A 13,685-nucleotide genomic window follows, 5' to 3' on the forward strand; every position below is an offset into this window, starting at 1 on the left:
CATCACATATGATTTAATCGCATTAAGAAAAACTCGAGCACAAGTTTCTTATCCATCTTTCCCGTCTTCATACTATAATCAGCTTCCGCTAATTCTATAATCACTTTTTTTAATTCTTCAAAAGAGAAAAACTTCGTTTGATTCATTGCCAACTTCACGCGATACGGATGTACACCAATATGAGACGCAATTTGATTTTGTCCATAACCACGTTGCTGTAGCTCTTTCACTTGATACAACAAGCGGAATTGACTCACTAATAACGCAAGCAATTTAATCGGCTCTTCCTGCTGCGTAAATAATCCATCCAAAATTTGCATTGCACCTGCAATATCTTTTTTCACCACTTTTTCTGTCAAAGCGAATACATTTTGCTCAACGGATTTTGGCACAAGCTCTGCAACAAGTTTCGTCGTAATCTCTCCACCCATACCAACGTATAACGTTAACTTGTCCATTTCCTTCGCCAACATTGTTACATTACTTCCCACAAGCTCTAGCAACAAACTAACAGCCGCGTTATCAATATGCACATGCACTTCATCTGCACGAGCAACAATCCATTTCTGAACATCCTGTATTTGCATCGCATTTGCTTCTACTACATCTGCTGTTTTCTTTAATAGTTTTGTAATTTTTTTTCGCTCATCAAGTTTTTCGTAAGGCGCAACAAAAACAAGAATAGAAAATGGAGAAGGTTCACCAATGTATTCTTCTAAAATTTTTATATTTTGCTCTAACTTTTCTTTTTGCGAAGTCAAAAATAACGGTGATTTTATTAACAGTACTTTCCGTTCTCCGAAGAAAGGAAGCGTACGCGCATCCTCAACCACATCTTCTAAATACGCTTCTTCTAAATCGTATGTCACAACATTAAACTCTCGATCTTCTTCTTCAAGTGCTTCTGTCGTAATAAGCTTTATCGTTTCATTTATAAAAAAAGCTTCCGTTCCATATAGTAAATATAACGGAGCAAACTGTTTCTTTTTAATTTTTTTATGTATATCACTCATACTTTTTCCTACTCCCTAACTTGGCAATATATATTTATACTAATGCCCTAGCTTTTGTTTTACAAGTACAAAGGAACAGGCTTTATAACCCGTCCCTTTATTTATATTAAACGCCACGCAATAAGCCCCGGGTTTCTTATTGGTGTGCGGTAATCACCTTCCCTTTATTATTCGCAATAAAAATTTGAGTATAAGTGCCAACTGTTAACATGCTTGGAAACGAAAAACTCACATTACTTCATGATTTAAAAGTAGCAAAAAAGCTCGTTTTCTCTTCATATGGAAATTGTAGATTTTTTTCTGACAATATTTTATACTAAAGTGGAATGTTGGGGAGGGATTCTAAATGAATGATTTTGAACAAAACGTTCAAAGTAAACGCAATGACGCTATTGATTCAGGGGTAGGATTTATCGTCTCATTTGGTTTTTTCGCAACACTTTTCATCATTGCAACTGTTATTAAATTTATCGGTTCTTAAAGACTGCCACTTCATGGCAGTCTTCTCTTTTTCATCTATTATGTGTTTTATCATATGTGATTTTACTTTTAAAGGTTCCATTTTCCCCTTTAAAAACATAGGAAATAGCACCTTGCTTGTCCGTGCGCCATATCGCACTCCCCATCTTCTCAAAACGCTCTATCACTTCTTTATGTGGGTGTCCATACCTATTCTGCTTACCAACAGATATAATCGCTACACGAGGCTGCATGACGTTCAAAAAAGGCTCTATAGATGACGTATTACTCCCATGATGAGCAACTTTTAAAACATCCACTTGTAAATCTGGATATGCCTCTACTAAAATCTTTTCCCCTTCTTCTTCCAAATCGCCTGTAAATAGCCACTTCAACCCTCCAAATTTTGCCCATATTACAATTGAAGCGTTATTTTCGCTTTTTTCTTTTCCTTTTGGAGCTAAAACGAAAAATTCCGCTTCATTTACACTCCACCTCGCCCCTTCCCCCACTTCAGTTATTTTCATTTCCTTTTCTAATGCCTGTTTCTTGACTACTTTTTCTAATACTGCATCTTTTCCCTTTCGGCCAAATACCACTTCTTTTACAGGTATATATGATAATAATTCTTGTGCAGCACCTATATGATCTGCATCTCCATGCGTTACGATTAATTTATCAATTGTTTTAATACCTTCTTTTTGTAAAAAGGGTATTAAAACATCATTCCCAACAGAAAATTCATGCTTTTTTTGTTGCCATTCTTCCTTATTCACACGAAGCGTTCCACCTGTATCAATAAGATAAATCCCTTTATCATACGGAAGGCGAATTAATATTGCATCACCTTGTCCAACATCAATAAATGTTACACTTCCGCTTCCTCTAAAATATGGATATATATAATGACATGTGCTAATAAAAAGAAATACACTTGCAACTATACAAACTATTTTTTTCGGCGCTCTTCTTTCCCAAACCATCAATATGCTGACAATACTCGCGCAATATACAGCTACAAGATTGAGGGGCGTTTCCCCGAAGATAAGCTGGGTAAATGGTAAACTTTCACAATAACTTAGAAAATCATTAGACATACTCAAGCCTATTGATAATACATCAGCAAATCCTTTTGCGAGAAACGGGACAATTGGCATACACAGTAAAATAATAATGCTACATGGTAATACAATGATAGATAAAAACGGAACGTATAAGAGATTGAGGAGAATGCTATATGGAGAAAAATAACCAAAGTGATATAACAAAATCGGAGTACTAACGAGCTGTGAAATGATAGAAATATAAATAGAATTCCGGATTACTCCGTTGCTACTCCCTAACAATAACGGAGCAGACAAAAGTAAAGCGAAGCTACCTACAAAAGAAAACTGAAATCCAATATTAAAAACAAGATAAGGGTCATATATAAGCATGCATATAGCTGTTACACTTAAAGCATCTAAACTAGACAAACGAATCGAGCACATAAAAGCAATCAACATCAAAACTCCTGTTATAGAAGCTCTTATAACAGAGGGTGACGCCCCTGCTAAAACCATATACAAAGGAATACAAACGATAAGGCAAATTGTTGCTACCTCCCTTGTCACACCGCTTCTTAGCAAAATAAAATATACTATTACCATTAACAATACAATGTGCGAACCTGAAATTGCTAACAAATGTACAAGACCAAATTGTTGATATTGCTCTTCCACTTCAAACGTCATTTGTTGTCTATCACCAAATAGTAATGCATTCATAAAAGCACCTGATTGCTCTGGAAACATTTCTGTAACTTTCGAGATTGCTTGTTGCCTCAAAAGAAGAATCCATTGCGTAAGCGACAGTGATGTTTTATAGCATTCAGAAATATATGTAGCCTCAAATGTGAAATGAATATGTTGTTTGTATAAATAATCACGGTAATTAAAACCATGAAAATTCCGAGCTGTTTCCGGTTCTTTCCTCTCACCCTCGAATACACATGATATCCCTGCGTATAATTGTTGCATTTTTTTCTTTTCCAAAGCTGATTTTATTCTATAACTTAACTGCACTATATTTTTATTCTGATCTTCAAATTGAAAAGATAGGCGATCCCCATTAACAAGTGGTGTGTTTTGTATAACCCCTCTTGTAACTCCATAGGACTCCCCTAGAGGCTTATTCCACGTTTGAACATAGGAAGTGTCTATAACGCTACTAAAGCACGCTACAATACAAAAAATGAAGGTTTTACGCGAAGTGCGATATAAACAGAAGAAAACATTTAAAAAGAGGCAAAAAACTATCAATAAAAGTGACGAGGAAAAGGCAATTGCAATCCCTATTATAAACGAGATTGCAACATACCCCCATTGTTCTTGCAACTTATACTCACTCCTTATAGCATCATTTTTGCTTTCGTGAATACATGCTGTAATTCTTCCATTGATAAATTATCTTTTTCTAAAGACGCAAATAATTCTTTCAACTCTGTATAACGTTTTTGATCCTCTAATGCAGCAATATCATATTCTAGCGGAACGTGTTTCACTGTTACATTCGCTTGTTCAAATAACTCTATGGCGTATGGATGATTTTTATAATCCTGCGCATAATAAACCGCTGTAATACCACTTTGAATAATTGCCTTACAACATTGTAAACAAGGGAAATGCGTAACGTAAATTTCTGCCTCCTCTGTTTTCGCACCAAACTTGGCACATTGTAATAAAGCATTCATTTCAGCATGAATTGTCCGAACACAATGATTATCGATTACGTAACAACCATCATCTATACAATGTACGCCACCTTTAATTGAACCATTATATCCACCAGCAATAATTCGTTTATCGCGAACGATTGTCGCTCCTACCGCAAGCCTTGTACATGTACTACGCAAAGATAGTAGATGGCTTTGCGTCATAAAATATTGATCCCATGAAATTCGTTCCATATTTTTCACCTACTTTTTTGTCTACTTGTAGTGTAGCGAAAGAAGAAAAACTTCGTCAATCTTTTACGGAATAATAATTTGATCTTTTATCTTTTCAAGAGACTTCGCACCAATCCCATCAATCTCTAATAAATCTTCTATTTTCTGAAACGGACCATGTTCTTCTCGATATTTCAAAATACTTTCTGCCTTTCGAGAGCCAATCCCTGTAATTTTTTCTAGTTGTTCTTTCGCCGCTGTATTTATTCGAATCTTGCCATCTTCCTTAGAAGAAGTAAGCACCCCTTGTTCTGATTCATTTTTACTCGGTATATAAAGGAGCATTTGATCTTGTACAATTTGTGCTAAATTCACTTTTTTCATATCTACTTCTGATAAAAAACCACCAGCCTTTTGAACCGCATCCTTTACGCGATCTCCTTCCTTCATTTCATATACCCCTTCTTTACTAACCGCTCCTTTCACATCAATTATAATTGTTCTTTTCTGTTCCTTTGTATCCGATATTTTTGGTTTACCCTTTTTTTCGATTTCCTTCTCTTGTACATTCATTGTAATAGGCGTTCGTTCTACACTCTGATTCGTTTTCCAAAAAACAAGAAAAAGTAAAGTTCCAATAATAGCTACTAAACCTAACCACTTTTTCGGAAAATCCCACATCATTTTACACCTCTAATCATAAATTTATAACATCATTCATATTGTTTAGGAGAAAGCTGTTACGAAGGAGGGATGAAACTTTGAACATAGGAATTATAGGGACAGGAAACATGGGGAATATACTAATCGATGCATTTTTAGAAACCCGTGCTGCCAAACCTTCGTGCCTTACAATCATTAATCGGACGCCTGCAAAAGCATATCATATAAAAGAAAAATACCCTTCTGTTCATATAGCAAAAACAATCCCGGAAGTAATCGAACAATCACAACTTATTTTTATTTGTGTCAAGCCGATAGATATATACCCTATCCTAAAAAAATACGCTGAACATTTTTCTGATGAAACGTGCTTAGTTTCTATTACAAGTCCAATATCTCCATCACAATTAGAGACTCTCGTACCTTGCCACGTCGCGCGTATCATTCCAAGTATCACAAATCGCGCGCTCTCTGGCGCCTCACTATTTACATTTGGAGATAATTGCTCTGAAGAATGGCAACAAAAACTACTTCGTCTATTCAAAAACATTTCTACACCTCTTGTAATAGAAGAAGATATAACGCGCGTTTCATCTGATATAGCAAGTTGCGGTCCTGCTTTCTTTAGTTATTTACTACAATGCTTCATTAACGCTGCTGTAGATAAAACAAATATTACACACGAAGAGGCTACTACTTTAGTAAGTGAAATGGTCGTGGGGATGGGGAAATTACTTGAAAAAGAAATCTTCACATTACCTACCTTACAAGAAAAGGTTTGCGTAAAAGGCGGCGTTACTGGGGAAGGCATTCGGGTTTTAGAAGAGCACGTTGGAGATATGTTCCATAAGTTAATCGAGCGAACACATGAAAAATTTGATGAAGATTTAGAATGCGTTGATCAGCAATTCAATAAACACACATAATAAATACGTCATTTTCATTCCAAATCCTTTTTATAAATACTTACTTTTTTACAATACATTTTCACTTCAACTACTATTCCCGCACTTTACTCATACGATCTTCAGATTATGCTAGAACTAAAAATACATCTTCTTTATAAAACAAAAGCAACCTTCTCGGTTGCTTTTGTTTTATCCGTTTTTCTTCGCCATGAAGAAAATACGCTCTGTTTGTTCTGTAACTTCAAGTCGCTCAAAATCACCTGTTACACGAAGCACTGTAAAACCTGCTTCTTCAAGCCATTTCGTTAACTCTTCCACTTGATATGCACGTTGCACGTGACATTCGTCAAACCGATGGTACACATCTTCTTCCGGATCTTGAACAAAGAATGTTAAATCATGCTCTACACTATTTGATTCTTCACCAGGGAAGCAATTCCAAATAAGAGATATTTCTTCTCCATTCACTGTATACGTTTCATTTTGAAATACATGATGTATTTTATATAAAGAATGTACATCAAATAAAAACAAACCATCTTGACGTAAATGGTGAAATACTCTTCTAAATGTTTCTTGTACTCCATCTTCTTGCAATACATAATTTAATGAATCACAAAAGATGGTTACACAATCAAACTCACCTGGAACATCAAGCTCTCGCATGTCTTGTTGATAAAAAGGAATAAAGTATCCCTCTCCTCCTAGTTTTTGCTGAGCGACTGTTAACATTTCTTCTGAAAGATCGACACCTATTAAATCGTAACCCTTTTGCACAAGCGGCAGGGTTACATTACCCGTACCGCATGCTACATCAAGAATTTTTGCCTCTTTCATATCTGCCTGCTGTAAACTTTCCTCTGTAAATTCCACCCATTTATCATAAGGGACATCATTCATTAGTTCGTCGTACAACAATGCAAATTGTTCGTATTTCATTGGCCTAACTCTTCTGTAATATCTTCACGTGGCACATCGCCCCATAGACGCTCTAAATTATAGTGATTACGCTCATCTTTATGGAATACATGAGCAACTACATCTCCAAGATCAACTAATACCCAACGTGCTTCGTCAAACCCTTCCATACGTTGTACGTCGATTTGGAACTCATGTGCTTTTGATTTAATTTCACGTGCAATTGCTTGCACTTGTTTGTCTGAATTCCCGTGACAAATAATGAAATAATCTGCAATTGGTGAAATACCTTGCATATTTAGGACAACCATATCTTCTGCTCTCTTATCATCAGCTGCTTTTGCCGCTAATACTAATAAATCTTTATCGTTCATTTACTCATTTCCTCCTTGATAACTGCATTGTATGTTTGGAATGTTAATGGATAAATCGTCTGATCTTTTTCCATTAAAAATTGAATTGTTCTCTTTAACGCAAATAATAAAGCTTGATTTATATCCGTATATGCGAGTTTACGAGCCTCTTCCACTCCTGGAAACTTTCGCCCAGGTTCAATGTAATCAGCTACATAAATCACTTTATCTAACATCGTCATATTCTCATGACCACTTGTATGATATGTAATAGCTTGCAAAATTTCAGAATCCGTAATGCCTACTTCTTTTTCTACTAAGTATGCCCCAACAGGTGCATGCCATAACTCTTTGTTATAGCAAAGTAAATCTTTCGGCAAATCTTCACGTTTAATAATCTCTTCCATCTCTGAAATCGCTCTACATTTCGCATAATCATGGAATATAGCTGCCATCTCTGCTTTTTTTTCGTCCACACCGTATAACTTAGCAAGCTCAATCGCTGTCTCCATTACACCAATTGTGTGTATATAACGTTTTTCATGCATTTGTTGTTTGACAATATGCAGTGCATTCTCACGATTCATACAACCCATTCCTCTCGATATATACCTGTACTTTTTCGGGAAGTAAATATTTACACGTTTTCTTCTCCTTATATCTCTCACGTAATAAGGATGAAGAAACTGCAAATTCCGGAATTTCCACTGTAGTAATCTTATATGGTGTATGCAATGTATACCCAGGTCTTGCAACTCCAACAAACGTTACAAGATTAAGTAAAGCTTCAATGTTATACCACTTCGGTAAATACTCAACCATATCCCCACCAATAATAAAGTGAAACTGCACATCCGGATACTTCTTCGTCAATTGTAACATAGTGTCATACGTATAAGATGGGCCCTTCCTACTTAGCTCTTCTAAACAAATAGAAAAGTGCTCTTCTGCCTCAGTCGCGAGCTCTAACATATGTAAACGACTTTCTACACTTGTAATATTCCGCCCTTGTTTATGTGGCGGAATCTGGTTTGGCAAGAACCATACTTCTTCCAAGTTCAAAGCGTGATATACTTCATTTGCAATTAGCAAATGTCCATAGTGAGGCGGATCAAATGTACCGCCAATGATGCCAATTTTTCTCAAAAGAAACGCCCCTTCCTTTTACATACAGCAACTCTCCTCGGTTAGGAATGAAGAGAGTTGCTATTAATAAAAGTTCAATTGGTTTCGCTCTCTACATCATTACGCATAAACGATAAAAATAGCGCATGCTAGTCTTTTTATCGAGGAAGCTTAATTTGTTTATTTTCTCTTGATTCTTTGTATAAAACGATTGTGCTTCCAATTACTTGAACGATTTCAGCACGTGCACCTTTTGCAAGTTCTTCCGCAACCTCACGGCGATCAAATTCACAGTTTTGTAATACACTTACTTTAAATAACTCACGAGCTTCTAAAGTATCTGCGATTTGTTTAATCATATTTTCATTTACTCCGCCTTTTCCTACTTGAAAAATTGGTGTTAAATGATGTGCTTGTGCACGTAAAAATCTTTTTTGTTTTCCTGTTAACATATATGTTAGCCTCCAAGCTTTTCTATAACTAATTGTTTCATTCTCTCGATATTTGGCGTGCGTCCTGTCCACATTTCAAATGCAAGTGCTCCTTGATAAACAAACATATCAATACCATTTTGAATGATTGCACCTTGCTCTTTTGCCTCACATAAAATTTTCGTTTCAAATGGATTATAAATTATATCTGATACAATCGTTCCTTTTTTTAACGAACAAATTTGTAATGGCGTATGTTCTACGTGTGGATGCATACCTATCGTTGTCGTCTGAATGATAATATCATAATTTCCTTGTTCTTCTGTCGCTTTTTCTAACGACAAAGCAACAGAATTAACATCGGCCGTACGTGCAGCAATAAGTTCCTTTGCCTTATCTACTGTACGATTGGCTACATCAATCTCTTTTACACCTACATCAGCAAGAGAAAAATAAATAGCTCGGCTAGCACCACCTGAACCAAGTAACAAAATACGTTTCCCTTGAAGTGGTTCATTACTAATTGACTGCAACGCTCGAACAAAACCAATCCCGTCTGTATTATAGCCAATTAATCTTCCATCCTTATGAACCACTGTATTTACTGCACCGATTTTCCTTGCCAATGGGTCAATCTCATCCAAATACTCCATAATAGCAACCTTGTGCGGAGTTGTTACATTAAATCCTGAAATACCTAATGCTTTTAAACCTCTTACTGCTTCCCCTAGCAATTCCTCTTCAACAAGGAACGCATGATAATGGGCATCCATATTCAAGTGTTCAAATGCATCGTTATGCATAACGGGTGATAATGAATGTCCAATTGGATTTCCGATTACACCATATAATTGTTTCATAAATCCCTCTCCATATTAAATTAAAGATTTACGTAGTGAAACACTTACTCCTTTTGGTACGTGTGCAACAATTTTTGCTCCTGGTTCGTTCACAGTAACCCATCCTAATCCAGAGAATACAACATCCGTTTTAGGTTCACGAATATTAAATTCGTATTTCACTAGCTCAGGCATATTTGCTAATTCTTCTGGCGTTGGTGGGCTTAGTAAATCCCCGGCATGATTTTTATATAATTCATCTGCTTTCTCAAGCTTTGTACGATGGATTGTTAAGCGATTCGAGAAGTGACAAGTAAATGCACGACGACCACCACTTACATAATCAAAACGTGCCAATCCACTAAAGAATAACGTTTGTTCTTCATTTAATTGGAATACCATCGGCTTAATTTCTTTTGTTGGTGTAATAAGCTTTAAGCTTTGCTTTCCAACATAATGAGCCATTTGGTGGTGGTTAATAATACCTGGCGTATCATATAAAGAAGACTCTTCGTCCAATGGAATATCAATTAAATCAAGTGTTGTTCCTGGGAAATGAGATGTTGTAATTACATTTTCAGTCTCATCACTAAATTCTTTAATCATACGATTAATAAATGTCGATTTCCCTACATTCGTACATCCAACAACATAAACATCTTTGCCGCCGCGATAATACTCAATAGCATCTGCTAATTCAGCGATTCCTTGTCCCTTCGCTGCACTAATTAAAAAGACATCTTCTGGTTTTAATCCTAGCTGCTTTGCACTATAGCGCATCCAATGTTTTACTTTATCATGTTTTACTGACTTTGGAATTAAATCAGCTTTATTTCCAACAAGTAATACTTTATTATTCCCTACGAAACGATGTAAGCCAGGTAACCAGCTACCATTAAAATCAAAAATATCTACAATTTTGACTACTAATGCATCTGATTTTCCAATTCCATTTAAAATGCGTAGGAAGTCATCATCTGTTAACGATACATCTTGAATTTCATTGTAATGCTTCAAGCGAAAACAACGTTGACAAATAACTTGTTCTTTCTCTAAAGATGAGGCAGGAGCATACCCCACTTCGTTTTTATTTTCTGTTTGAATTTCTACACCGCAACCAATACATTTAATTGTTTCAGTCAAGCTTTATTCCTCCCAGTTAATTAAACCTTTTTTCTTCATATTTTTCATAATTCTTCGTTCAATTTTTCGATTAAAGCGCGTTACTAATCCGTCCGTTTGTGCTACCGGTACAACTAAAATTGTATGAAGGCCTACTCGGTTTCCACCAAGCACGTCAGTCAGTAACTGATCTCCAATTACTACAACTTCATCTGGCTGCAAACGCATCTCTTGTATCGCACGCTTAAATGCGCGAACAAATGGTTTACGTGCACTATGAATAAATGGAATACCTAATGGATCAGCAAAATCTTTTACACGTTGCTCATTATTATTTGAAACGACCGTTACTTGAATGCCTTGCTCTTTCATTTCCAAAAACCATTTTTCAAGTTGCGGTGTTGCATTGGGACGATCCCATTCAATTAAAGTGTTATCTAAGTCAGTAATAACACCTTTAATCCCACGTTTTTTTAAATCTTCTGGTTGAACATGATATACATTTTTCACATATTCATTTGGTAAAAATAGTTTCAATTTCTTTCACCTCTTTGAGGATTTTTCATAAAATTTTTCGACAACATTTTTCGATATATAACCTGTGGATAAAATTGTACACATTTTCCACATTAATTTTTCAGTTAATTTGGAATTTACTAACAAACTATACACACTTTATCCACCTAGGTATGTGGATAACCACTCGTTTGTGACTGTCATATTTTTTTGGTACATTAAATGCATCAACGAATCAATCCTTATATTATTAGGAGGTGACTCACCTTGAAAACAAAACATATGGAACAGTTATCCACTGAGTTACTCACTGAGTCTTATTATAAAGCAAAAGAACTAAAATTAAATCCCGACTTCATTTTACTTATAAAACAAGAAATCATTAGACGCTCATTAGAGGACAAGCTTGTCAAATCATCTTGATTACATATAAAGTGAAAGTTTAATCAGCCCTTACCAATTAAACAGTTAAAGGATAATTTATTGGATGCCCTGTAAAAAGAGCCATCCTACGATGGCTCTCGAATAAACAAGTACTCCCATCTAGGGGATTTCATCATTAAGTATCTTTGCCCATAACTCTTACTTACGGTTATAAAAGCTTTTCTTTATTTATGAGCTAAGCGAGTAGCTATTTTTTCACCAAGACGAAGCTCTTGTCCACTCTTTAATTCCTGCACTACTTCTATCATATCTTTTTCAAACAATAACACAACTGTTGAACCAAATGTAAAGTATGCCATTTCTTCACCTTTTTGAACAGTGTCTCTCTCATGCAAAAGCTCAATACTATTAACAAACATGGCCCCTACTTTTACAAGAGCCATATGCTCGCCATCACTGCTTACTTCTGTAACAGAACGATAATTTTTTGACAGTGGTTCTTTCCCGTATTCCATACCAGCTGCATTTACCGGATATGATTTTCTACCGAGTACAAATCTTTCAGTCACAGAACCAGAAAGCGGACTATGAATGCGATGATAATGACTTGGACTCAAATAAATTACCATATATGTACCGCCTGCATATCGCGTTGCACGTTCTTCATTACCTAGCATATCCACAATTGAATAGCGCTTTCCTTTAATATCAAATGTTTTTGTATCCTCAATAGGACCATGATCTGCAAAAACACCATCAACAGGACTAACGATACTCGATGCATCTGTATCAATACTACGCTTTCCTTCTTTTAGCTTACGCGTAAATAATTCATGCAATGTTCTATATTCCTTCAAACCCTTTTCCATCTCATCTTGATTAATTTGAAAAACTTTCGCATACGATGGAATAATGATAGAGCTCAAACGAGATTGTGCAAATTTACGTAATATATAAGAAGTAAAGCGACCATTTGTAAGTTCTATCATAAGTCGATATAATGTACGTCGCAAATTGCGAAACCCCCTAATCAGTCTATAACTTTAGTTTTCCCTTCTTTTCTTTCTATATCATATGTAAAATTGGTTCTTATTCCCACATATCATATAAAGCAGCCTTATTATATATACAGAAAACTAAGTATGGTATTATTCTTAAATTATTTAGCACCTTCTAATATTACAGATAGAATCCGTCATTTTCAACAGTGAACATGTATTTCTTCTTAGCATAACGCGTTTTCTTTTCTTATTTACAATAAGAAAAGCAGCCCATTTTAAATATGGCTGCTTCTAATACACTTTACTCTTTCGCTTTTTTCTCTTTCTCTGCCCTGACAAACTCGTGGAACATTTTCATTAAAGCACGCTTTTCAATCCGTGATACGTAGCTTCTAGAAATACCAAGCGCCTTAGCGATTTCCCGCTGTGTTTTCTCCTTATCTAGCCCAAGTCCAAAACGTTTCACAATCACTTCTTTTTCTCTTTCGTCTAAAATATCGATATACTCTTTAATTTTTTCTAACTCCATACTAAGCTGAATCATATCAATTACATCTTCAGACTCTGATTTTAATATATCAATAAGCGATATTTCATTGCCCTCTTTATCTTGCCCGATCGGATCATGAAGTGAAACATCTTTTTTCGTTTTCTTTAGTACACGTAAATGCATCAAAATTTCATTTTCAATACAGCGTGCTGCATACGTCGCAAGCTTCGTTCCCTTTCCTGCAGAATAGCTCTCGATCGCTTTAATGAGCCCAATCGTACCAATTGAAATTAAATCTTCTGCATCTTCTCCTGTGTTCTCAAATTTTTTAACGATATGAGCTACAAGCCGTAAATTATGTTCAATTAAAAGATTTCTCGCTTGAGCATCACCTTGCTCCATTAACTCTAAGTACTTTCTCTCATCATCTGATGATAACGGCTGCGGGAACGCATTATTCTTCACATAAGAAACAAAGACAAACACTTCTCGAACCATATATCCAATTGCGGCGAATAGACTCAAACCTTTCACCTC

At 35.7% G+C, this 13,685-nt stretch carries 17 protein-coding genes; 3 read left to right on the forward strand and 14 right to left on the reverse strand.

The features are described 5' to 3' along the window. Positions 1–2: 2 nt before the first annotated feature. Entirely contained in the window at positions 3–1,013 is a 1,011-nt protein-coding gene (gene holA / locus NST90_RS20440) for a DNA polymerase III subunit delta (RefSeq protein ID WP_001279916.1), read from the reverse strand. 346 nt (positions 1,014–1,359) lie between these two features. On the opposite strand from holA, the gene NST90_RS20445 reads away from it, so the two are divergent. Beyond that, complete coding sequence (locus NST90_RS20445) at positions 1,360–1,494, forward strand: YqzM family protein (RefSeq protein ID WP_000997609.1); 135 nt, start codon at positions 1,360–1,362, stop codon at positions 1,492–1,494. Between the two features lie 31 nt (positions 1,495–1,525). Here NST90_RS20445 and NST90_RS20450 read toward each other — a convergent pair whose 3' ends face one another. From NST90_RS20450 to NST90_RS20460, 3 genes are all read right to left on the reverse strand, one after another. Then, entirely contained in the window at positions 1,526–3,847 is a 2,322-nt protein-coding gene (locus tag NST90_RS20450; protein ID WP_074618777.1) for a DNA internalization-related competence protein ComEC/Rec2, read from the reverse strand. 14 nt (positions 3,848–3,861) lie between these two features. Further along, complete coding sequence (locus NST90_RS20455) at positions 3,862–4,419, reverse strand: ComE operon protein 2 (protein ID WP_000439769.1); 558 nt, start codon at positions 4,417–4,419, stop codon at positions 3,862–3,864. A 63-nt stretch (positions 4,420–4,482) separates the two neighbouring features. Then, positions 4,483–5,082, reverse strand: coding sequence for a helix-hairpin-helix domain-containing protein (locus tag NST90_RS20460; RefSeq protein ID WP_000989937.1), 600 nt, complete (start codon positions 5,080–5,082; stop codon positions 4,483–4,485). Positions 5,083–5,159: 77 nt separating this feature from the next. Between NST90_RS20460 and comER the strand changes: the two genes are divergently transcribed. Next, positions 5,160–5,987, forward strand: a complete 828-nt coding sequence (comER, locus tag NST90_RS20465; RefSeq protein ID WP_074618778.1) for a late competence protein ComER — start codon at positions 5,160–5,162, stop codon at positions 5,985–5,987. Between the two features lie 171 nt (positions 5,988–6,158). Here the strand turns inward: comER and NST90_RS20470 are convergent, their stop codons facing one another. From NST90_RS20470 to NST90_RS20505, 8 genes are all read right to left on the reverse strand, one after another. After that, positions 6,159–6,908 (reverse strand): class I SAM-dependent methyltransferase, encoded by a 750-nt coding sequence (locus NST90_RS20470; protein ID WP_000873069.1) that lies wholly within the window; start codon positions 6,906–6,908, stop codon positions 6,159–6,161. Next, complete coding sequence (rsfS, locus tag NST90_RS20475) at positions 6,905–7,261, reverse strand: ribosome silencing factor (protein WP_000998173.1); 357 nt, start codon at positions 7,259–7,261, stop codon at positions 6,905–6,907. Before rsfS ends, NST90_RS20470 begins: the two co-directional genes overlap by 4 nt. After that, positions 7,258–7,827 (reverse strand): bis(5'-nucleosyl)-tetraphosphatase (symmetrical) YqeK, encoded by a 570-nt coding sequence (gene yqeK, locus NST90_RS20480; protein ID WP_001078477.1) that lies wholly within the window; start codon positions 7,825–7,827, stop codon positions 7,258–7,260. The genes rsfS and yqeK overlap by 4 nt, the downstream gene beginning before the upstream one ends. After that, a complete protein-coding gene (gene nadD / locus NST90_RS20485; RefSeq protein WP_001226048.1) occupies positions 7,817–8,386 on the reverse strand; it encodes a nicotinate-nucleotide adenylyltransferase in 570 nt (189 codons plus the stop codon). Before nadD ends, yqeK begins: the two co-directional genes overlap by 11 nt. A 137-nt stretch (positions 8,387–8,523) precedes the next feature. Continuing rightward, a complete protein-coding gene (gene yhbY, locus NST90_RS20490) occupies positions 8,524–8,817 on the reverse strand; it encodes a ribosome assembly RNA-binding protein YhbY (protein WP_000955224.1) in 294 nt (97 codons plus the stop codon). Positions 8,818–8,822: 5 nt separating this feature from the next. Then, positions 8,823–9,656 carry a shikimate dehydrogenase gene (gene aroE, locus NST90_RS20495; RefSeq protein WP_000812076.1) on the reverse strand — a complete coding sequence of 278 codons (834 nt, stop codon included), beginning with the start codon at positions 9,654–9,656 and terminating at the stop codon, positions 8,823–8,825. A gap of 15 nt (positions 9,657–9,671) precedes the next feature. Then, a complete protein-coding gene (gene yqeH, locus NST90_RS20500) occupies positions 9,672–10,778 on the reverse strand; it encodes a ribosome biogenesis GTPase YqeH (RefSeq protein ID WP_000140799.1) in 1,107 nt (368 codons plus the stop codon). 3 nt (positions 10,779–10,781) lie between these two features. After that, positions 10,782–11,294 (reverse strand): YqeG family HAD IIIA-type phosphatase, encoded by a 513-nt coding sequence (locus tag NST90_RS20505; RefSeq protein WP_000765314.1) that lies wholly within the window; start codon positions 11,292–11,294, stop codon positions 10,782–10,784. Positions 11,295–11,540: 246 nt separating this feature from the next. On the opposite strand from NST90_RS20505, the gene NST90_RS20510 reads away from it, so the two are divergent. Beyond that, positions 11,541–11,696 (forward strand): sporulation histidine kinase inhibitor Sda, encoded by a 156-nt coding sequence (locus tag NST90_RS20510; protein WP_000850094.1) that lies wholly within the window; start codon positions 11,541–11,543, stop codon positions 11,694–11,696. A gap of 185 nt (positions 11,697–11,881) precedes the next feature. Here NST90_RS20510 and NST90_RS20515 read toward each other — a convergent pair whose 3' ends face one another. Continuing rightward, positions 11,882–12,670, reverse strand: coding sequence for a phosphatidylserine decarboxylase (locus NST90_RS20515; protein ID WP_001255000.1), 789 nt, complete (start codon positions 12,668–12,670; stop codon positions 11,882–11,884). 289 nt (positions 12,671–12,959) lie between these two features. After that, the gene (sigK, locus tag NST90_RS20520) at positions 12,960–13,673 is read right to left on the reverse strand and encodes an RNA polymerase sporulation sigma factor SigK (RefSeq protein WP_000051382.1); all 714 of its coding nucleotides are present in this window, start codon (positions 13,671–13,673) and stop codon (positions 12,960–12,962) included. Between the last annotated feature and the right edge of the window lie 12 nt (positions 13,674–13,685).

This window comes from Bacillus sp. FSL E2-8900, from assembly GCF_037966225.1.
Lineage (GTDB): Bacteria > Bacillota > Bacilli > Bacillales > Bacillaceae_G > Bacillus_A > Bacillus_A cereus.